The organism is Pedobacter riviphilus, from assembly GCF_014692875.1.
GTDB lineage: Bacteria > Bacteroidota > Bacteroidia > Sphingobacteriales > Sphingobacteriaceae > Pedobacter > Pedobacter riviphilus.
In genome coordinates this window covers 3,597,802-3,617,284 of record NZ_CP061171.1, presented here as the reverse complement: position 1 = coordinate 3,617,284, position 19,483 = coordinate 3,597,802, and the positions used below count along the sequence as shown (strand labels likewise).

Annotated in this window: 19 protein-coding genes; 11 read left to right on the top strand and 8 right to left on the bottom strand. The window is 36.8% G+C overall.

Features of this window, described 5'->3' with window-relative positions:
• Nucleotides 1–612 (bottom strand): fumarylacetoacetate hydrolase family protein, encoded by a 612-nt coding sequence (locus H9N25_RS14735; protein ID WP_167296719.1) that lies wholly within the window; start codon nucleotides 610–612, stop codon nucleotides 1–3.
• A 75-nt stretch (nucleotides 613–687) separates the two neighbouring features.
• Entirely contained in the window at nucleotides 688–1,218 is a 531-nt protein-coding gene (locus H9N25_RS14730; RefSeq protein WP_208399009.1) for a T9SS type A sorting domain-containing protein, read from the bottom strand.
• A 180-nt stretch (nucleotides 1,219–1,398) separates the two neighbouring features.
• Between H9N25_RS14730 and H9N25_RS14725 the strand changes: the two genes are divergently transcribed.
• Nucleotides 1,399–3,357, top strand: a complete 1,959-nt coding sequence (locus H9N25_RS14725) for a KUP/HAK/KT family potassium transporter (RefSeq protein ID WP_167296718.1) — start codon at nucleotides 1,399–1,401, stop codon at nucleotides 3,355–3,357.
• 245 nt (nucleotides 3,358–3,602) lie between these two features.
• Here the strand turns inward: H9N25_RS14725 and H9N25_RS14715 are convergent, their stop codons facing one another.
• From H9N25_RS14715 to H9N25_RS14705, 3 genes are all read right to left on the bottom strand, one after another.
• Entirely contained in the window at nucleotides 3,603–4,148 is a 546-nt protein-coding gene (locus tag H9N25_RS14715) for a transposase (protein WP_190326386.1), read from the bottom strand.
• A 291-nt stretch (nucleotides 4,149–4,439) separates the two neighbouring features.
• Nucleotides 4,440–4,991, bottom strand: coding sequence for a hypothetical protein (locus tag H9N25_RS14710; RefSeq protein ID WP_190326385.1), 552 nt, complete (start codon nucleotides 4,989–4,991; stop codon nucleotides 4,440–4,442).
• Between the two features lie 16 nt (nucleotides 4,992–5,007).
• Complete coding sequence (locus tag H9N25_RS14705) at nucleotides 5,008–6,957, bottom strand: amino acid permease (protein ID WP_190326384.1); 1,950 nt, start codon at nucleotides 6,955–6,957, stop codon at nucleotides 5,008–5,010.
• Between the two features lie 291 nt (nucleotides 6,958–7,248).
• Between H9N25_RS14705 and H9N25_RS14700 the strand changes: the two genes are divergently transcribed.
• Nucleotides 7,249–8,466: an MFS transporter gene (locus tag H9N25_RS14700; RefSeq protein ID WP_190329161.1), complete on the top strand. Its 1,218-nt coding sequence runs from the start codon at nucleotides 7,249–7,251 to the stop codon at nucleotides 8,464–8,466.
• A gap of 341 nt (nucleotides 8,467–8,807) precedes the next feature.
• On the opposite strand, the gene H9N25_RS14695 is transcribed toward H9N25_RS14700, so the two are convergent.
• The 3 genes from H9N25_RS14695 to yihA form a co-directional block, all read right to left on the bottom strand.
• On the bottom strand, nucleotides 8,808–10,511 hold the full coding sequence (locus H9N25_RS14695) for a M3 family oligoendopeptidase (RefSeq protein ID WP_190326383.1): 1,704 nt from the start codon (nucleotides 10,509–10,511) through the stop codon (nucleotides 8,808–8,810).
• 85 nt (nucleotides 10,512–10,596) lie between these two features.
• A complete protein-coding gene (locus H9N25_RS14690) occupies nucleotides 10,597–11,454 on the bottom strand; it encodes a UbiA-like polyprenyltransferase (protein WP_029274080.1) in 858 nt (285 codons plus the stop codon).
• A 151-nt stretch (nucleotides 11,455–11,605) separates the two neighbouring features.
• Complete coding sequence (gene yihA, locus H9N25_RS14685; RefSeq protein ID WP_167296712.1) at nucleotides 11,606–12,229, bottom strand: ribosome biogenesis GTP-binding protein YihA/YsxC; 624 nt, start codon at nucleotides 12,227–12,229, stop codon at nucleotides 11,606–11,608.
• Nucleotides 12,230–12,391: 162 nt separating this feature from the next.
• On the opposite strand from yihA, the gene ubiE reads away from it, so the two are divergent.
• The 9 genes from ubiE to H9N25_RS14640 all read left to right on the top strand — a co-directional run bounded on the left by ubiE (nucleotide 12,392) and on the right by H9N25_RS14640 (nucleotide 19,402).
• A complete protein-coding gene (ubiE, locus tag H9N25_RS14680; RefSeq protein ID WP_190326382.1) occupies nucleotides 12,392–13,123 on the top strand; it encodes a bifunctional demethylmenaquinone methyltransferase/2-methoxy-6-polyprenyl-1,4-benzoquinol methylase UbiE in 732 nt (243 codons plus the stop codon).
• Nucleotides 13,120–13,917 carry a type IX secretion/gliding motility protein PorT/SprT gene (gene porT / locus H9N25_RS14675; protein WP_190326381.1) on the top strand — a complete coding sequence of 266 codons (798 nt, stop codon included), beginning with the start codon at nucleotides 13,120–13,122 and terminating at the stop codon, nucleotides 13,915–13,917. Before ubiE ends, porT begins: the two co-directional genes overlap by 4 nt.
• 89 nt (nucleotides 13,918–14,006) lie before the next feature.
• On the top strand, nucleotides 14,007–14,768 hold the full coding sequence (locus H9N25_RS14670; protein WP_167296710.1) for an SDR family oxidoreductase: 762 nt from the start codon (nucleotides 14,007–14,009) through the stop codon (nucleotides 14,766–14,768).
• 99 nt (nucleotides 14,769–14,867) lie between these two features.
• The gene (locus tag H9N25_RS14665; protein ID WP_167296709.1) at nucleotides 14,868–15,314 is read left to right on the top strand and encodes a GatB/YqeY domain-containing protein; all 447 of its coding nucleotides are present in this window, start codon (nucleotides 14,868–14,870) and stop codon (nucleotides 15,312–15,314) included.
• Nucleotides 15,315–15,508: 194 nt separating this feature from the next.
• Nucleotides 15,509–16,273 carry an alpha/beta fold hydrolase gene (locus H9N25_RS14660; protein ID WP_167296708.1) on the top strand — a complete coding sequence of 255 codons (765 nt, stop codon included), beginning with the start codon at nucleotides 15,509–15,511 and terminating at the stop codon, nucleotides 16,271–16,273.
• The gene (locus H9N25_RS14655; protein WP_167296707.1) at nucleotides 16,274–16,936 is read left to right on the top strand and encodes a CBS domain-containing protein; all 663 of its coding nucleotides are present in this window, start codon (nucleotides 16,274–16,276) and stop codon (nucleotides 16,934–16,936) included.
• Between the two features lie 9 nt (nucleotides 16,937–16,945).
• Complete coding sequence (locus H9N25_RS14650; RefSeq protein ID WP_167296706.1) at nucleotides 16,946–17,827, top strand: NAD kinase; 882 nt, start codon at nucleotides 16,946–16,948, stop codon at nucleotides 17,825–17,827.
• Between the two features lie 2 nt (nucleotides 17,828–17,829).
• On the top strand, nucleotides 17,830–18,642 hold the full coding sequence (porG, locus tag H9N25_RS14645) for a type IX secretion system protein PorG (protein ID WP_167296705.1): 813 nt from the start codon (nucleotides 17,830–17,832) through the stop codon (nucleotides 18,640–18,642).
• Nucleotides 18,643–18,661: 19 nt separating this feature from the next.
• Nucleotides 18,662–19,402 carry an isoprenyl transferase gene (locus tag H9N25_RS14640; RefSeq protein WP_167296704.1) on the top strand — a complete coding sequence of 247 codons (741 nt, stop codon included), beginning with the start codon at nucleotides 18,662–18,664 and terminating at the stop codon, nucleotides 19,400–19,402.
• Nucleotides 19,403–19,483: the final 81 nt, after the last annotated feature.

The following is a 19,483-nucleotide window of genomic DNA, read 5'->3' as shown; positions in this document are numbered from 1 at the left end:
TTACTTTACATCAAAATTTAAAAGTTGCTTTCCTTCTAACCAGGCTTCCAGTTTATCGCCTTTATTTATTTTTCCGACACCCTGTGGTGTTCCGGTAAAAATTAGATCGCCTTTTTTTAAAGTAATATATTGGGAAACAAAGCTGATTATCTTCTCGAACGAGAATAACAGATCTTTAGTATGGCCAATCTGCCTGCTTTCGCCGTTTATTTTTAACTCGAAATTTAAATTGTAAAGATCTTCAAAATCGCTTTTAGGAAGAAAAACGCTAATGGGGGCAGAATTGTCGAATGCTTTGGCCAGCTCCCAGGGTAATCCTTTTTCTTTGTGCCTGCTCTGTATATCGCGCGCTGTAAAGTCGATGCCTAATCCAATTTCATCATAATAATTAGCTGCAAATTTTTCGGCAATGTGTTTTCCTTCTTTACAAATTTTTAACACCACCTCTAGTTCGTAGTGAATATCATCAGAAAAATCAGGTAGGTAAAAAGGTTTATTATCTTTTAAAACTGCTGTATCAGGTTTAAGAAAAATTACTGGTGTGGTTGGAACTGGGTTGTTCAGTTCTTTTGCATGTTCGGCATAGTTTCTGCCAATGGCGATGATTTTCATTTTTAAGAATATAAAATATGATAAAATAGACGGGAATTAAATCCACATCAATCAAAAATAGAAAAGAAAATGGTGTTATAAAACTGAGATCCGTTTTACCTGGCTTTCAGAACCAGCAATAACCCTTAAAAAGTAAATGCCTGGGTTAATTCTATTCGGAATGACAAAACTTTTGGTCTGTTCACCTGCATTTAAGCGTTCATTTAGAAGTGTCGCCACTTCATTTCCCAATAAATCGATGATTTTGATCGTAGTTTGGGTGCCATCTTTTCCTATAGATAAAATAATATTTAACTGATCTTCTACTGGATTAGGATATATTTTTACAATGCTTAACAATTTATCTTTCGCTACAACTGTTGCATTTTTAGGGGCTGTACCGTAAGTATTGAATATTCCAGAACCACCTACAGTCATATAAAGCGGCTTGTAAGGTGTAATATTGGCTTTAATTTCAGGAATTCGGCTTGTTTTTTTTGTTCTGTTTTTTAAGCTGATGTGAATGCTATCAGTTTGTTGCGACCAAGAATTTACATTGCACAACAAAACGATGCACAATGTGCATGCGAGTTTTGTGAGTAACGTTATCTTAGTGTAGAGTTTCATCAAATTGGTATAGCAAATGTATTAATTTAAAACAAAGAAATTAAACATTTTGTTTAAAACCCATAATTTAACACAATTTAACAATAAAATTTAATTTTCATAGTGTTGAAAATACACAATAATTTGGTTGTTAAATTGTTATAGTTAGTTTACTTTTGCCGCACTAAAATAATCAACGAAGTGTCAAATCATAAAAATGTCAACGCGTTAACCGCCGGCGGTGTTCTAATCAGTTTAGGAATTGTGTTCGGTGATATTGGTACATCACCCCTATATACCTTAAATGCAATTTTTACAACAATTTTAGGGGGCAAGCAAGATATCAACCCAACAAATGTTCTAGGCGTTTTATCCTGTATCATTTGGACATTAACCTTACAAACCACCATTAAGTATGTTATTATTACCCTAAGAGCCGATAATAAGGGTGAGGGTGGTATTTTCTCCTTATTCTCCCTGGTGCGCAAAAAGGCTAAGTGGCTGGTGGTTCCAGCTGTTGTAGGTGGCTGTGCATTACTTGCAGATGGTATTATCACGCCCAGTATTACCGTAACATCAGCAATTGAAGGGCTTACCAATAAGTTTGAGGTACCGGTTATTCCAATTGTACTAACCATTTTAACTATCCTATTTGTTATCCAGCAGTTCGGAACCAATTTGGTAGGGAAACTATTTGGTCCGGTAATGTTTGTTTGGTTTGCTGTTTTGGGTGTTTTAGGCGTATCTTTTATTGTAAAAGATTTCAGCATCCTAAAGGCATTTAATCCATACTATGCTATTCATTTACTGGTTACCAATAAATTAGCATTTTTAATTCTGGGTGGTGTCTTTTTATGTACAACAGGGGCAGAGGCTTTATATTCTGACTTGGGGCACTGTGGTAGAAATAACATCAGGATCAGTTGGATTTTTGTGAAACTCACCCTTATTCTAAACTATTTGGGGCAAGGTGTTTGGATTTTGCAGAACAGCGGGAGTTACGTTCCTGGGGCAAAGATGAATCCGTTTTTCCAGATCGTTCCTGATCAGTTTCAGATTCCAATGGTTATACTGGCAACAATGGCAGCAGTAATTGCCAGTCAGGCTTTAATTAGCGGCTCTTTTACCTTAATTGCTGAGGCCGTGCGCTTAAACCTTTGGCCTAAAATTAAAATTGTTTACCCATCAGTTTCTAAAGGCCAGTTATACGTTCCTTCGATTAACTGGATGTTGTGGATTGGTTGCTGTGGCATTGTCTTGCTGTTCCAAAAAGCAGAGAAAATGGACGCAGCCTATGGTTTATCTATTACGATAGCCATGTTAATGACCACTATTTTGGTGAGTTTTTATTTGAGAAGTAAACGTTTCCCGAAATATTTAATAGCCTTATTCTTTTTTACGTACGTTATTATTGAGGGTACATTTTTGATCAGTAATTTAACCAAATTCTTACATGGTGGTTGGGTAACGGTATTAATCGGTTCCTTGTTATTTACAGTGATGTGGAGTTGGTTTGTGGCCCGAAAAATCAAAAACCGCTTTGTTAAATATGTCGAAATTGAAGATTATTATGAGATTTTAACTGAATTAAGCAGCGATGAATCTGTTCCAAAATACTCCTCTCAGCTGGTTTATTTAACGAGTGCTAACTTTAAAACTGAGATCGAATCGAAGATTATCTATTCCATTATTCAAAAGGAACCAAAACGTGCTGATGTGTACTGGTTGGTGCACGTTGATGTAATGGATGAGCCCTATACTTTAGATTATAAAGTTGAATTCCTAATTCCGGGCAAGTTAATCAGGATCGACTTTAGGTTAGGTTTCAGGATTGAACAACGTGTAAATTTATTGTACCGTAAAGTGGTTGAAGAGTTAGTGAAAAATGGAGAGATCGATATTACGAGCCAGTATACCTCGTTAAACAAACATAAAATTGCTGGCGATTTCAGGTTTGTTCTTTTAGAAAAACATTTATCTAAATTTACCAAGTTGAGTTTCTACGAGAGACAGATTATGGATTACTATTTTATCCTTAAGAAATTAAGTTTGTCTGAAGAGCGGAGTTTTGGTTTGGATAGCAGTTATGTTGATGTAGAGAAAGTTCCATTGATTTTCGTTACACCAGATGATATTGAATTAAACAGGTTACCAGTTTAATTGATGAGAAAAGCGATCATGATAATGGGAATTGGCTTGTTTTTAGCCGGCCCCATAGCTAAAATATATCATCTCGACCATGCCAATAATTACATGATTGCATCTGGATTGGGACTGGTGATGATTACAGTGCTAGCTTTTATAAAGAAGAAATAAATATAATCCTCTTTCTTTTAAAGAAAGGGGATTTTTATTTTATCCATAAATAATTTTCCTATCGGTTGGTGTCTCACCGACCGAAATGATTAATCCCTAAAATGCGTGAGTATCTTGAATTGATCAATCCCTGTTTCATAAAAGTTTGCACTACTCCAGTTATAATCTTCAGGATGAGTACATAAATTCCATTTTTCTTTAATTGGATTATCATGGATATAATCTAATTTTTGTATTATAATACTTTCCTTACTTAAAGGAATCGCCAGTGGGTCTCTTTTCCAGAACTGAAAAATCCTGTCGTTCTTTTGAGAACGGTATTGATTTATAAGTATAGGATTATTTACCAAAAGATACTTTCTAAATTCGTGTGCTGTGAATTTAGTAAAGCTGGCTGCTGGAGATTCCTTTCCATTTAATTTGAGCATATTCCAGATTAAATGGATGTGATTGGGCATGATAACATAACCATATACCTCAATAAGCTTTTGATAAACTAAAAATTTAAGTAAATTTATGATGATCATTTTCAAGTTATCATCATTTAATAAATGAGCAAAATTACAGATGGTATCGGTATAAAAATATGGATAGTTATAATCCATTTGTCCCTGTCTTTTGTGGAAAATGTGCATAATTTATTCGTATTTGAGTTGCAGGGACAACTTTTATACAAAATACAGATATTACAATTATTATCAAATTTTTTCGGTCGGTGAGACACCGACCGATAGAATAAATATAATTTTCTTTTTATTAAAGAAAGAAGATTTAATGTTAGAAGGACATTTGCGAGATCGTCACCCTCAATTTGTTTCATGATCTTACCACTCGAGGGCTATCGGTTGGCGTCTCACTGACAGAAGAATTAGAAGATACTATAAATAGATTTCAGCGTGACGCAGAATGAGTAATTAAGTAACAATTTATAGCTTTGTCCTTAAGTATTTAGCCATTGTATTGGTATAGTTATCATCAAAGTCTATAGCAGAAATTTCCTTATACTTTATCTTTGTCGGCTCATCATCCAGATAACCTGCGGGATCGAAGTTCAAAATTTTTAAACTTCTTTTCTTCACTTTTACAATCTCACCGATTTTAAAAAAGAATCTCTTATTGTTTTCGTTTTCTACCGAACAGTTTAAGTTTGTACTTTTTATAGAATTGAAAATGGTTTCCCAGCTTTCTAAATTAATTTGGTAAGGCATTTCGATCAGCTTTTTCTGGCCCTCCTGTTCCATTATGGAATCGAAAAATTGGTCATAGTCGTTGTGTCTGATTTTGGTAATAGAAGATATTGGAAAAATGGTAAATCCGTTAAATAGAAAATCATCGTTCACTTTAAGGAGAACAAAATCAAATGAGTGATCTAAGATATAACCATGAGAAAGTACATAAGATTTGTTACCAACGTCTCTTTTAATTTTGACATAGTCTTTCTCTGCCTGATGTTTCTCTATTTTCTCAAAAATTGTCATATCATTCATCTATAGCTTAAACCTCCGGATTTGCCAATTTACTATGCTTGTAACCATAGGCAAAATAAACCACAAGCCCTACTACCAGCCAGATGCCGAAACCAATCCAGTTTGAAATACCAAGTTCGCACATCATGTACAAACAGCTGATCAGCCCTAAAACTGGAATTAACGACAAGTTTTTGGTGATGCAATAGTAGGTAATGATTACGCAGATGATCAAGAAAATCCACATTGGAATTTTGTGCTTAAATAAGCCCCAACCACTTTCGTATTTCTTTTCCACAGGTACTTTTGAGGCTGAAATAAACTGCTCGTAACGATCAGCAGACAATGCACTTAGATAAGATTCTGCATCTACTTTTTCTGCCAATAAAATTTGTGGAGCAGCATTCTTAACAATTTCCTCTTTAACAATTTTCAGTTCATCGCCACTTAAAGAAGTAACAAAAGTTACGGTTTGGATGGTTTTAGGCGAATTGAAAAAGAATGCTTTTGTTTCTTTGCCATATTTTGTGAATGCAAAAATTATAGTCGCAATTAAAACAATAGGTACAATAAACTTACTGTTTACATAAGGTATCCTGAATTTTCCACGCTGTACATCGGGCCTGTTCTGTAATACTAAAACCCCTGCGCAAACCAGTACAAAAGCGAAAAGTGTCCCGATAGAACAGAGATCGGTAACAATAGTAAGATTCATAAACAACGATGGTACAGCCACCACAAAGCCTACTACAATGGTTGCAAACGAAGGTGTTTTATATTTTGGGTGAATTTTCGAAAAAGATTTTGGTAATAAGCCATCTCTGCTCATGCTCATCCAGATACGTGGTTGTCCCATTTGGAAAACCAAAAGTACACTGGCCATAGCAAATACCGCACTTACGGCAATAATACCGCTCATTAATTTTAAGTTAATCTGATCAAAAACGAAAGCTAACGGATCGCCAACAGCTAAGGTATTCGATTTAACAATACCGGTTAAAACCAATGCAATAGCTACATAAAGGATGGTGCAGATAATAATTGCCCACATCATTCCACGGGGTAAATCGCGTTGCGGGTTTTTACATTCTTCAGCCGTTGTAGAAATGGCATCGAAACCGATATACGCAAAAAACACAGCCGAAACGCCCTTTAAAATTCCAGAAACTCCGTTTGGCGCAAATGGATCCCAGTTTTTTGTGTCTACGTAAAAAATACCAACCGCCAATACCAAAAGAATTACCGCAAGTTTAACCACCACCATGGCGTTGCTGGCATTGCGGCTCTCTTTCATACCGCGGTAAATTAACCAGGTAATTAAAATGATAATACCTAGAGCAGGAATATCTGCAACGAGGTGAAAACCACCTATTTTAGGAGCGGTAAGCCATGCATTATTGGCTAAAGCTGTAGCCGAATCTAAATCTGCCAGGTTTTTGCCAGCCGCCAGAAGCGCTTCAGCGTGTTTATGTCCGTTATAAGCACTGAGGTAATCCATTGTCATCCAATCGGGTACATGGATGCCATCTATGCCCAGGGGAGGTATTTTTATGGTAGAGAGTAGTCCCGTAAAGTAATCAGACCAGGATATGGCTACCGTAATATTACCAATGGAATACTCCATAATGAGCGACCATCCGATAATCCAGGCAATCAGTTCGCCAAAGGCCACATAAGAATAGGTATAAGCACTACCGGAAACGGGCACCATTGATGCAAACTCTGCATAAGCAAAGGCCGCAAAACTACAGGCTACTGCCGTAAAAATAAATAAAAAGATTACTGCCGGACCACCATCTGCACTTGCCTTGCCAATCGTACTAAAAATTCCTGCTCCAATAATCGCTGCAATTCCAAAAGCTGTTAAATCGCGTACACCGAGTGTTTTATGTAATGTATTTTCATGGTCGCCATAGCCTTTTGCCGCATCTTGTAATATCTTGGAAATAGATTTCTTTCTGAATAGCTTTTCGAACATCTTTTATTTGCTTGTTTCTTCAAACTTATAAAAAGTTTGGTTAAAAACGTTTAAAGCAGGATATAATTTTCATTTCACTACTCGTTGGATGGTATAATGACATCGAAAAGAAAGGTAATTATTAGATTAAAGTAAAAATTTGCAATTATTTGGCTTAAATAATCCTTTGTTTGATTCGCATAATTTTTGGATAAGTGAAAGCCCTAATTTTGTTGCCAATAATCAATCAGATATATAAGAGCCCTTAAATAGATGTTTGATTTGAATATTTTTAACGATTATAGTACCAATATGAATGCAGATACAACACAAATAAAATACATTAAAGAACGTCACCAGGGTTTGGCTACTTTACTGGCCTTTGCTTTAATTCCGTTATCAGGTTTTGCTACCGATATTTACATCCCTTCTTTACCAACAATGGCTGGCGAAATGCAGGTAAGCAGCGTTCAGGTTCAACTTACATTAAGTATTTTCTTAATTAGCTATGGGGTGGCACAACTTTTTATCGGGAGTGTACTCGATAGTTTTGGCAGGTATAAGATCTGTTTATACTCGCTATTAATCTTTGCTGCTGCAAGTATCATTATCGCCACTACCCACAACATTTATCTCATTTATCTGATGCGGATTGTTCATGGACTTACGGTAGGCGCAATCGTAGTGGCAAAAAGGGCTTACTTTGTCGATCTTTATGAAGGCGACCAGCTAAAACACTATCTCAGCATGTTTTCCATTATTTGGTCTACCGGGCCAATTGTAGCACCATTTATTGGCGGTTATCTCCAAACGGCATTTGGTTGGGAATCTAATTTCTATTTTTTGGCCGGGTTTGCACTTGTTTTTGCTGTATTGGAATTATTGTTCAGTGGTGAAACCTTAAAACATTTTACCGATTTTCAACTGAAAAAGATAACGGGCATTTATATCGAAATGATTAAAACAACGAGCTTTACATTGGGGATTGTAATGTTGGGTTTAGCCTATTGTATGGTGATGGTTTACAATATGACTGGTCCGTTTATCATTGAACATCACTTTAATTTTTCGCCGGTTATTGCAGGTTATAGTTCCCTGTTTTTAGGTTTCGCCTGGATGGTAGGGGGCTTTATCGGTAAGGCCACCATTAACAGGCCTTTCTTTAAAAGATTAATGATCAATTCTTTGTTTCAGGTGGCTTTTGTTGTGCTGATGATTATAAGTTTAAATTTTGTTTCTAACCTCTGGTCCTTAATTTTCTTTGCCTTTTTAATCCACGTAGGAGCAGGCTTTACCTTTAATAATTACTTTACTTTCTGCCTGAGCAAATTCCCGAAAAATGCGGGCATTGCAGGTGGATTAACAGGAGGGATTACTTACGTGATTGTTTCTTTTTTGAGTTATGGTATCGTAAACCTGATTCCTGCCAAAGATGAAAGTAACCTCAGTTACAGTTATCTGATCATGATTCTATTATCGGTTTTGGTGATGTTTGTCATACTAAGGATCAGGAAAAAGGATGAAGCGTAATTTATAGGAGATTATGTGTTTTCTCCCTCAAGAAGTAGCATGTTTTTTTGGAGAGCAAAGCCTGTTATACATAGGTAGGGTTCAGCCCTGCTGTTTGTTACAATCCTTTTGGAGGAATTCTGGGAAGAACAAAATATATCCAATACCCAAAAGGGATTTTCACTTCCATCAGGTCTATTCAGTTGGGTGCTGCACATAAAACATTGGTTTTGATCACCCATGCTGTAAATACGGTTCCGTGCCCTCTGTGTTTCCGTGGTAAAAAGTACAACAAACAAAAAAGTCGTGGCTAAATGCAACGACTTCTAATTTATCATTTTAAGGGAAAAAACCCTTCTGCCTTATCCCAGTTTTTCCAGTTCTGTTTTTACAAAATTTGCCAGTTCTTTTACATATTCTGCGCTGAAATCAAACTTAATTCCTGCAGTTTCATATATTTCGTTCATTGGCTTGGTATAACCTAATGAAAGTGCCGCCAAGTATTGATTTAAAGCCTTTCCCGGATTTTCTTTATAATTTTTCCAAACGGCAATGGCGCCTAACTGAGCAATTGCATATTCGATATAATAAAAAGGAACTTCGAATAAATGCAGCTGCTTTTGCCAGCCATTTCCGAATTGTTGTTCTAAATCTGTCCAATCGGCAAAACCAGCACCAAAACGGTTAAATATCTGCTTAAAGGTTTCTTCACGGTCGGCTGCGGTATGGTTAGGGTTGGTGTAAATCCAGTGTTGAAACTGATCAATTACGGCAACCCAAGGTAATGTTTTCAAAACATCAGCCAATTGTTCTTTTTTAGCACGGTTTAAATCTTCTTCGTTATCGAAATAAACATCCCACTTATCCATTGAGATGAGTTCCATACTCATCGATGCCAGTTCGGCTACCTCAGATGGGCAGTGCTTAAAATCGTTTAGTTCTAAATTTGCGGTTAAAAAGGTATGGATGGCATGACCGCCTTCGTGAACCATCGTGGTTAAATCGCGCAATGAATTTGCCGAGTTCATGAAGATAAAAGGCGCTCCTGTTTCGGCCAATGGGTAATTATATCCACCTGGCGCTTTACCCTTTCTGCTCTCTACGTCAAAAAGGTTATTGGCTTTCATGGTTGCCAATTTTGAGCCTAACTTTTCATCAATAGCATTAAAACAGGCAATACTTTTATCAATCAGCTCTTCGCCGTTGTTAAAAGGTTTCAAAGCCGGTTTGCCACTAATGCTTACTTCTAAATCCCAAGGTTTTAATACTTCTAGTCCTAAAGCTTCTCGGCGTTTTTCTGCCTGTTCTTTTAAAATCGGAACAATTTCTTTTTCGATGGCATTCGCGAAATCATAACAATCCTGCGGGGTATAATCAAAACGGCCTAAAGCCTGAAACATGTAATCGCGGTAGTTCTCAAAACCCGCATTTAAGGCAACCTGGTTACGCAGTTTAATCAGCTCATCAAACAAAATATTTAAATCATCTTTATCAACCAAACGGCGCTGTTGGATTGTTTTCCATGCATTTTCGCGTACCTCACGGTTTAAATCTTTAATAAAAATCGAGGCCTGTTCCAAAGTATATTCCTGACCATTTAACTCAACACTCATGGCACCGGTAATGCCTTGATATTTTTGTTGTTTCACCTGTAATTCAGTAAACAGCTCGATGTTTTCATCGCGATAAAGCTCTAATGCTTTTTTTATCGCACGGCTGTAGACGAAATATTTTTCTTTGTCCAAATCATCCATAAATGGACTATCGACAAATTTTTTGTTCAATTCATTGGCTAATGGAGAAATTTTTGGCTCTATTTCAGTCGCAAAATATTGAAAGTTTTTAACCAACTCTTCATTTGCGGTATCGCAGCTCATTCTGATGTATCTCCAGGCAAAGTCTTCTTCCAAAGCTGCTTCCAGCTCAGAACGGTCTTTTAACCAATGCTCTAATTCCACAGCGCTGGTTATTTCGCGGTTTTGCAGTTCAGTGAAAAGTGGTTCTAAATTTTCCCAGGTAATGTTTAATTCCTGTGGAATATATGTTCTAGGTTTCTTAGTTATCATAGTAATTAATTATTGAATTATAGAATGATTGAAAGAGTGAATGGTTTACTGCGCAATGCTATATTGTCATTCAAAATTCAGTCATTTATTTATGTCTCAAATACGCGTCTATTAAAAAGCATATGGCAAATACTACCGATGCATAACCATTTAAGGTTTGAAATGCCCTGTTTACTTTGCTAATATCATTTGGTTTTACTAATAAGTGCTGATAAATCAACATCGAACAGAAAAACACAATACCTACGTAATAAACCCAACTGAAGGATGTAAAAAACACAGGCAAAATAACACAGGTGGCAGAGAGTATATGCAACAGCACCGAAACATTCAAAGCATTTTTAATGCCAAGTGCCGATGGGATGGAATGTAATTTTTCTTCACGGTCAAATTCTTCATCCTGTAGGGCATATATAATATCAAATCCACTTACCCAGAATAATACGGTTAAGGAGTAAAGTACAGGAACCAGCGCAAAATGCCCGGTTACGGCAATATAAGCACCAATGGGAGCAAGCGCCAGACCTAAACCCAATACCAAATGGCAAAGCGCAGTGAAGCGTTTGGTGTAGCTATAAAACAAAACCACAAACAAAGCCACTGGCGATAAATAGAAACAAAGCGGGTTAATGAAGTAGGTGGTAATGGCGAAAAGTACACAATTGGCAATAACGAAAATCAACGCCTCATTTGCCGAAACTTTACCTGCAGGTATGTCGCGCATTTTAGTCCGCGGGTTCTTCGCGTCAATATTTCTGTCGAGATAACGGTTAAAAGCCATAGCCGAGTTTCTGGCAAAAACCATACAGAGCAAAACTAAAATCAGCTTATACCAGGAAAATGGATTTTCTGTTGTGGTTACGCCCAAAAAGAAACCAATCATGGCAAATGGTAGGGCAAAAACAGAATGGGCGAATAATACGAGTGAAAAGTATTTTTTCATTTATTGGAAAGGGTTAACGGTATAAATCGGTTAACTGGTTAATTTGTTATTTTGGTTAATGGCTAAATGGTTCATTGATAGGGCGCTTAGATATCCATTCGACTATAAATCATGAACTATTGACCAATGAACTAGTGAACCATTGAACTGGTTAAAACTTCTTATAATCTGTTGGTACAACAAAATCCTTATTTACTTCGTAGATGAAATTTAAAACATCATCTTTTCCGTTTCCTTTTTCTGCAGAAGTGATAAAGGTGGCCGGAATTTCTTCAAAAAATTCGCCTAATTTTTTCTTAAAGGCAGCTACATTTTTCTGGGTAGTGGTCATACCTTGTTTATCGGCTTTGGTAAAAATTAGCGAAAACGGTATCTGTTTTTCACCTAACCAATAGCAAAATTCAATATCAATTCCCTGAGGTTCTAAACGGCTGTCTATCAAAACAAAAACGCATTGCAGACTTTCTCTTTTGGTGATATAAGCGCGGATAAATTTCTCCCATTTCTCTCTGCTGGTTTTAGAAACCTTAGCATAACCATAACCGGGTAAATCGACAATATACCAGGCCTCATTAATTAAAAAGTGATTAATTAACTGTGTTTTTCCCGGACGTTGCGAGGTTTTGGCCAATCCATGCTGATTAACCAACATATTAATTAATGAAGATTTACCCACGTTAGAGCGGCCAATAAATGCATATTCGGGCATGGTTGGTACGGGTAGCGCCGAAATCTGCGTGTTGCTGCAAACAAATGTTGCCGTTTTGATAATCATAGTGCAAAGGTAGGGTTTTGAGTCCGAAGTCCGAAGTCCGAAGTCTGAAGTACAAATTGAAATTTTAAATCTAATTTTTGACACTATAGTGAATACTTTGCCCCAAAGACTTCGGACTCCGGGCTAAAGACTCCGGACTTTTCTCTATCTTTGTTCCATATCATGAATCAGAATATCACTCCATACCAAGTAGAAGATGCAACTAAAAAAGAGCAGGTTGCAACCATGTTTAACAACATTTCTGGCACTTACGATTTTTTAAATCATTTTCTTTCTTTAGGCATTGATGTATTATGGCGCAAGAAAGCCATTAAAGAATTGGTTTCCATCCATCCAAGAACTTTACTTGATGTAGCTACGGGAACTGGTGATTTTGCTTTTGAATCCATAAAAAAGCTTCATCCCGAAAAGGTAATTGGCGTTGATATTTCTGAAGGAATGTTAGAAGTAGCCAAGAAGAAAATTAACGAGCGTAGTTTAAACGAAGTTTTTACTGTTCAGGTAGGCGATTCCGAAGGTCTGCATTTCGAAAATAATACTTTTGATGCGATTACCTGCGCTTATGGTGTGCGTAATTTCGAAAACCTCGAAAAAGGATTGGCAGATATGTACAGGGTATTAAAGCCCAACGGGAAAATGGTGATATTGGAATTTTCGAAACCAAAAGTTTTTCCGGTAAAACAATTGTACAGTTTTTATTTTAAACAGGTAACGCCTTTCTTTGGAAAACTATTTTCTAAAGACCACAGAGCCTACACCTATTTGCCAGAATCGGTAGCAGCTTTTCCAGACGGGGAAGATTTTACCAATCTGATGGAAAAAGTTGGCTTTAAAAGTACCAAACAAAGAATTTTAACGTTTGGAATAAGTTCGATATATGTAGGGACCAAATGATCAGAAAATTAAGCCTCATTCTTTCACTTTTTATTATTTATACAACCGCCTTTGCTCAAAATTGGGGTGGCGGAATAGATGATGAAGATTGGAGTTTTGGTTTTAATTTCCAGTATATCTCAGCCGAATACAAAATTCTTAAAAAGCAAAACTGGCGATCGCCTTTTTATGAGATGCCAAATTCCCTGGATCCCTCTTACGATCCAAATTCTGGTATTCCGGTTACCTCAACATTAAATTCTATTTCTAGCCCACCATCTCAGGGTTTTGGGTTGGGTTTTGTAATGAATAGGATGATCTCAGATAACTTCGATATCAGGGCAACACCTTCCCTTATTTTTAGCGATAGGGTGGTAACTTACGAGTATGAGCCCATGGCGCCGATTAATGTTGGCAACGGACAAACAAAAAACTTTCAAACAGTAGTAGAAAGAAAAGTTCAGGCCACGATGTTCGAATTTCCGTTAGGCATAAAGGTAAAGTCGAACCGGATGAACAATTTTAGGGCATATTGGTTGGGCGGTGTTAAATATTCGATAGATATAGCTTCGAAAAAGAAAACCTTCGATGAAGGAGAAACAGCTGTAAATAAGTTTTTAAAAAATAAAAGAAATTACCTGTCTTACGAAACAGGTATCGGTTTCGATATTTATTTCGAGTATTTTAAAATGTCGCCCGAAATAAAACTCTCGTATTCAACCAATGATTTGCTTCAGCACGACAATACTGTTTATGCCAATCCGATAGATAAGTTGAAATTACGTCAATTAACATTCAGTTTGATTTTTCAATAGTCCTGCAATCCAAAAAAACTTACCTTTGTTGGTGTAGGTAAATCAAAGATGATATCTTAAAGGATTACCGAGACTTAAAATTCATAAAAATGTCTAAAATCGCATTAATTACAGGTGCAACTTCTGGTATTGGCGAGGCGTGCGCACATACATTTGCCCAAAAAGGTTATAATTTGATATTATTGGCCCGCAGAGAAGATCGGTTGGCTAAAATTGCCCATCATTTGGAAGATAAATATGCCATTACCATCAAACAGGTTTTTGCAGATGTTCGCGATAAAGAAAGTCTTACCAATGCTTTAGAAGTTTTGCCAGCAGAATGGAAAAAGGTTGATGTTTTGATTAACAATGCAGGCTTGAGTCAGGGTTTAGACCCCATTGATAAAGGCGATACCAACGATTGGGACACCATGATTGATACCAATGTAAAAGGCTTGCTTTACGTAACCAAAATTGTTTCCAACTGGATGATCCCAAATCAATCGGGCCATATTATTAACATTGGTTCTATTGCCGGGAAAGAAGTTTATCCAAATGGAAACGTATATTGTGCCAGCAAACATGCTGTAGATGCTTTAAGCAAAGGTATGCGTATCGATTTATTGCCTCATGGCATAAAGGTTACCGAAATTAATCCAGGGATGGTAGAAACCGAATTTTCGGTGGTGCGCTTTAAAGGTGATGAAGACCGGGCGAAAAAGGTGTATGAAGACCTGGAGCCGCTAATTGCCGATGATATTGCCGATGCGATTTGGTATGTAGTAAGCAGGCCGAAGCATGTTAATATTAACGATATGCTGATTATGCCAACCGTACAGGCTACAGCAACGATTATAAATAGAACCCCCTAGTCCCCTGAAGGGGGGATTAATACGGGGAGGAAATAACAATATAATTTTTTTATTTTAAACTAATGAAAGGAAAGCCCCTTTAGGGCTTTGGGCTTAAAAATGATATCAAATACAATAGATCAGGAAATAAAAAAAGCCATGTTGGCTAAAAATAATGCACAGTTAAGAGGTTTAAGGGCAATAAAAGCAGCCTTACTTTTAGCTAAAACAGAGAAAGGATCTTCGGAAGAAATTACCGAAGAAGCTGAACTTAAAATTCTTCAGAAACTGATTAAACAACGCCGCGAATCTGCTGATATTTACAAGCAACAAAATCGGGAAGATTTATATCGGGTAGAAGAAGAAGAAATTGAAGTAATTAATCAATTTTTACCAAAACAGTTAGACAGGGCTGAGGTTGCTACAATTATCGAGGCCGTAATCAAACAATCTGGTGCTACATCGGTTAAGGATATGGGTAAAGTAATGGGCATGGCAAATAAGGAACTTGCAGGTAAAGCTGATGGTAAATTAATTGCAGAGATTGTTAAAGAAAAACTGGCTTAATTAAGGTAAAAGCTTAAAGACTAAAGCTGAAAGCTTGCTGTAAAATACATATCTTGATACTTAATACTTGTTTCTTGATACTTATAAATGGGTTTTTATACCGTTTTCGATTTTATTTCAGAAAAATGGCATATAAATGCATAAATTTAATTTTACTCTACTAACTTAGTAGCACAATACCATCTAGAATATATATGACTTACCCGATAATAGAAGAAGACGGATTTAAATACATCGAAGCTGGAACAGGCGAGACACTGGTATTGCTACATGGCCTAATGGGCGAACTAAGCAATTGGGAACTGGTTATCGAACAGTTTAAAGATCGCTATCGTGTAATTATTCCAATTTTACCAATTTACGATTTGCCTATTTTAACATTGGGCGTAAAAGCACTGTCGAGGTATCTTCATCGCTTTTTAAAATATAAAAATTTAAACCAGGTAGTGCTTGTTGGTAATTCACTTGGTGGCCACGTAGGTTTGGTATTTACGGTTGCTCACCAGGAATTTGTTAAAGCCCTGGTGCTTACGGGTAGTTCTGGTTTATACGAAAATGCTTTTGGAGGATCTTTTCCACGTAGAGAGAGCTACGATTATATTAAAGAAAAAGTAGAATTTACTTTTTACGATCCGGCCACAGCAACTAAAGAACTGGTTGATGATGTTTTTAAAACAGTTAACGATAGATCGAGGGTTATTCGTATCTTAACCATGGCAAAATCGGCAATACGCCACAATATGGCTAAAGAACTGTCTAAGATTACCATACCGGTTTCCTTAATATGGGGCAAAAACGATAAGGTTACTCCGCCAGAAGTGGCAGAAGAATTTCACGAATTGTTGCCGAATTCGGAATTGAACTGGGTTGATAAATGCGGTCATGCACCTATGATGGAGCATCCGGAAATATTTAATGCATTTTTAGAGAAATTTTTAAATAGAATATTGTTGAAATAAATGTTTGCAGCAGAAATCATATCAGATGCAATTCCATCACTAAGAACCGATGACACGGTACAGAAAGCTTTAGATCGTATGAACGATTTTAAACTAAAGCACTTGCCAGTTGTTAACGAGGTAACTTTATTGGGTTTGGTTTCTGAAGATGATTTATTAAATATTGATAACCACGATACCCTTTTAAGCGATAGTGCGGTAAACATACTTAATGTTTTCGTATTGGGTAATGCACATGCTTACGATGTAATCAGGTTATTGAGCCAGCTAAAATTAACGGCTGTTCCGGTTTTAGATCAACAGAAAAATTATGTTGGTTTAATTTCTATCAATAATATGGTAAATGCGGTGGCCGAACAGTATGCGGTAAACGAACCTGGCGGAATTATTGTTTTGGAGATTAGTAACCGCGATAATTCTTTGGCACATATTGCGCAGATTGTTGAAGCCGATAATGCGCAGGTACTCTCTTCATATGTGAATTCTTTCGAAGATTCTACACGTTTAGAAGTAACGCTCAAAGTAAACAAAACAGAAATTACTTCATTGGTAGCCTCTTTCGAAAGATATGATTATCTGGTTAAAGAGGTATACAATAACACCCAGATTGATGATGGATCGCAGGAGCGTTACGATTCTTTCATGAACTATTTAAATGTATAAACCTACTTTATGAGGATTGCAATTTACGGCAGAGATTTTAATGATACGGTTTTGCCCTATGTACAAGAGGTTTTTAATCATTTAGCTGAACATCGTATTCAGCCTGTTTTATATTCTAAGTTTAAAACATCGCTTCATGGTAAAATTAAACTGCCTGCAAATACCGTTATTTTTCACAATCATACCGAATTAAAGGAACTTGCCGATGTATTGCTGAGCTTAGGTGGAGATGGTACCTTACTCGATACCCTATCGTTAATCCGTAATTCGGGCATACCGGTAATCGGAATTAACTTTGGCCGTTTAGGATTCTTGGCCAGTATAAACAAAAACGAAATTGGATCGGCCCTCAATGCGCTGATCAATAAAGAATATACCTTAGATTCCAGGTCCCTTTTAACGTTAGAATCTGATAATGGTTTATTTGGCGAAGAAAATTTTGCATTGAACGATATTACCATTCACCGTCGCGATAATTCAGCAATGATGATTATCCATGCTTCAATGAATAATGAGTTTATTAACTCTTATTGGGCCGATGGATTAATTATTGCCACCCCAACAGGTTCAACAGCATACTCATTAAGTTGCGGCGGACCGATTATTTATCCAGATTCTGAAAACTTCGTAATTACCCCTATTGCGCCACATAATTTGAATGTGAGGCCAGTAGTCGTACCAGATAACAATAAGCTCTCTTTTGAGGTAGAAGCCAGAGAATCAAAATTTTTGGTTTCCTGCGATAGCCGAACTGTTACTGTAGAGCGTTCGGTAAAAATTAGTATAAAAAAGGCAGATTTTTGTGTAAATCTTATCCGCCTTAATAATGAAACCTACTTAAACACGTTAAGAAATAAATTATTATGGGGCATCGATACCCGTAACTACTAAGTATGACGCCAAACAAACAGTTATTAATTATCCTCTTTTTCATCTTTAGCGGGCAGCTTGTTCATGCACAGCGTGCGGTAATAGGCGAACCCTCTTGGGAAGTTGGGATTATGGCTGGTGGTGCAGGTTATATGGGCGATCTTAATCAGAACAATCCTTTGCTAATTAGTGGTCTCTCGGGCGGGCTTTATGTAAAACGGAACTTTAACCAATACCTTGGCGTACGTTTAAATTATACTTACGGGCAAATAAAAGCCGATGATTCTTACTCGAGTAATGAGCAGTTCCGAGAAAGGAACCTGCGTTTTAAAACGATGCTGAACGAATTTAGTGGCTTAATTGATTTCAATTTTTTCAATTTTAATCTTGGTGGAGGAAACAGACAATTTACACCATACCTTTTTACGGGTGCAGGTTTACTTATATTTAAACCAACGGTAAAAATTGATGGTGAAAGATATCGGTTAGACCGACTAAGAACCGAAGGTCAGGAAAATGGTTATAACAATGCTGTTTTAACTATCCCATATGGATTAGGGCTAAGGTATAATTACAAAAACACCTGGAGCGTTTTTACCGAATTGGGTTATAGGACAGCATTTACCGATTATCTAGACGATGTGAGCGGCCGTTATCCGGTTAATCCTGTATTTGTTGGAGAAGGCCAAAATCAGGTTAATTTATCCGATCCTTCACGCTATCAAATCGGACAGCCAGGGACTCAAAGAGGCGATTTTCGAAAAAGGGACACTTATCTATTTGTTAGTGTTGGCATATCTTTTACCTTTGTATCCTCAAAATGCTATTCCTTTTAAGCTGATTTTGACATAATTAATGGGATTTAAAGAACAAATAGACTATAGCCGCCTGCCAAAGCACATTGCCGTAATCATGGATGGTAATGGAAGATGGGCAAAAGGCCAGGGTAAAGTGCGGGTTTTCGGACATGAACAAGGTGTGCTTTCTGTAAAAGACATTGTAGAAGGTTGTGTTGAAGTAGGTATTGAATACCTTACTTTATATGCTTTTTCTACCGAAAATTGGAACAGACCCAAAGAAGAGGTAGATGCTTTAATGCAGATCCTGATTTCTACCATTAACAAAGAAACCGAAACACTTAATAAAAATAATATTAAGCTGAATGCAATTGGCAATATTGCATCTTTACCCCAAGAGTGTATTGATGATTTAAAAGAAGCTATGGAGAAAACAGCCCATAACGAAAAATGTACATTAACACTGGCATTAAGTTATAGTGCAAAGTGGGAGATTTTGGAGGCTGCAAAAAAAATTGCATCAGCAGTAAAAAACAATATCATTTCTTTGGATGATATTAACGAAGACCTGTTTTCATCTAAACTAACAACCGTAAATATACCCGATCCTGAATTGATGATCAGGACAAGTGGCGAACATCGTATTAGCAATTATCTGCTTTGGCAAATGGCTTATACCGAGTTTTATTTTACTGATGTTTTATGGCCGGATTTCAGACGTGAAGATCTTTTCGAGGCTATTGTAGACTATCAAAAACGCGAACGCCGTTTTGGTAAAATTAGTGAACAATTAAACTAATTTTTCTTTTAACACTTTTTAACAAGCGTTTAAACTAACTTAGCACCACTTTTATACGATAAATGAAACCATAATAAGGGA

Bases quoted from the DNA above. Each gene is read 5' to 3' on its own strand.
- H9N25_RS14640 (WP_167296704.1), top strand. From the start codon at position 18,662: ATGGGATTTAAAGAACAAATAGACTATAGCCGCCTGCCAAAGCACATT.
- H9N25_RS14650 (WP_167296706.1), top strand. From the start codon at position 16,946: ATGAGGATTGCAATTTACGGCAGAGATTTTAATGATACGGTTTTGCCC.
- H9N25_RS14670 (WP_167296710.1), top strand. From the start codon at position 14,007: ATGTCTAAAATCGCATTAATTACAGGTGCAACTTCTGGTATTGGCGAG.
- yihA (WP_167296712.1), bottom strand. From the start codon at position 12,229: ATGATTATCAAAACGGCAACATTTGTTTGCAGCAACACGCAGATTTCG.
- H9N25_RS14715 (WP_190326386.1), bottom strand. From the start codon at position 4,148: ATGCACATTTTCCACAAAAGACAGGGACAAATGGATTATAACTATCCA.
- H9N25_RS14730 (WP_208399009.1), bottom strand. From the start codon at position 1,218: ATGAAACTCTACACTAAGATAACGTTACTCACAAAACTCGCATGCACA.
- H9N25_RS14660 (WP_167296708.1), top strand. From the start codon at position 15,509: ATGACTTACCCGATAATAGAAGAAGACGGATTTAAATACATCGAAGCT.
- porT (WP_190326381.1), top strand. From the start codon at position 13,120: ATGATCAGAAAATTAAGCCTCATTCTTTCACTTTTTATTATTTATACA.
- H9N25_RS14695 (WP_190326383.1), bottom strand. From the start codon at position 10,511: ATGATAACTAAGAAACCTAGAACATATATTCCACAGGAATTAAACATT.
- porG (WP_167296705.1), top strand. From the start codon at position 17,830: ATGACGCCAAACAAACAGTTATTAATTATCCTCTTTTTCATCTTTAGC.
- ubiE (WP_190326382.1), top strand. From the start codon at position 12,392: ATGAATCAGAATATCACTCCATACCAAGTAGAAGATGCAACTAAAAAA.
- H9N25_RS14710 (WP_190326385.1), bottom strand. From the start codon at position 4,991: ATGACAATTTTTGAGAAAATAGAGAAACATCAGGCAGAGAAAGACTAT.
- H9N25_RS14735 (WP_167296719.1), bottom strand. From the start codon at position 612: ATGAAAATCATCGCCATTGGCAGAAACTATGCCGAACATGCAAAAGAA.
- H9N25_RS14705 (WP_190326384.1), bottom strand. From the start codon at position 6,957: ATGTTCGAAAAGCTATTCAGAAAGAAATCTATTTCCAAGATATTACAA.
- H9N25_RS14700 (WP_190329161.1), top strand. From the start codon at position 7,249: ATGAATGCAGATACAACACAAATAAAATACATTAAAGAACGTCACCAG.
- H9N25_RS14690 (WP_029274080.1), bottom strand. From the start codon at position 11,454: ATGAAAAAATACTTTTCACTCGTATTATTCGCCCATTCTGTTTTTGCC.
- H9N25_RS14665 (WP_167296709.1), top strand. From the start codon at position 14,868: ATGATATCAAATACAATAGATCAGGAAATAAAAAAAGCCATGTTGGCT.
- H9N25_RS14655 (WP_167296707.1), top strand. From the start codon at position 16,274: ATGTTTGCAGCAGAAATCATATCAGATGCAATTCCATCACTAAGAACC.